The organism is Cobetia sp. SIMBA_158 (assembly GCF_046566945.1).
GTDB lineage: Bacteria > Pseudomonadota > Gammaproteobacteria > Pseudomonadales > Halomonadaceae > Cobetia > Cobetia amphilecti.
In genome coordinates this window covers 1-370 of sequence record NZ_JAWJYL010000112.1, presented here as the reverse complement: position 1 = coordinate 370, position 370 = coordinate 1, and the positions used below count along the sequence as shown (strand labels likewise).

1 pseudogene is annotated in these 370 nt (G+C 39.5%); it reads left to right on the top strand.

Going from position 1 to position 370, the window contains the following annotated elements:
* Positions 1-370: pseudogene (locus R2R70_RS19210) on the top strand (spermidine synthase); the annotation flags it as partial.

The following is a 370-nucleotide window of genomic DNA, read 5'->3' as shown; positions in this document are numbered from 1 at the left end:
CTACTTGTGCTGTTTGGCTTTATTTTAGTGCTCGGCAGCAGTTGGATGAATAGCCTAAGCAACGTCTTATATAAAGATAAAGTTATTTATTCTCAAGCGACTAAATATCAGCATGTTGTATTAACAGAACGACTTAGCAAAAATCAACCGCAACCTATTACCGACCTGTACTTAAATGGTCGCTTACAGTTCTCCAGTGTTGACGAACAAATATACCATTCAATGCTAGTTTATCCGGCTATGCTTGCCTCTAACCGACATGATAAGGTGCTAATTATTGGCGGGGGTGACGGTTTAGCATTAAGGGATGTACTAAAATGGTCGGTAAACGAAGTCACTTTAATTGATTTAGACGGACAGTTACTCAACC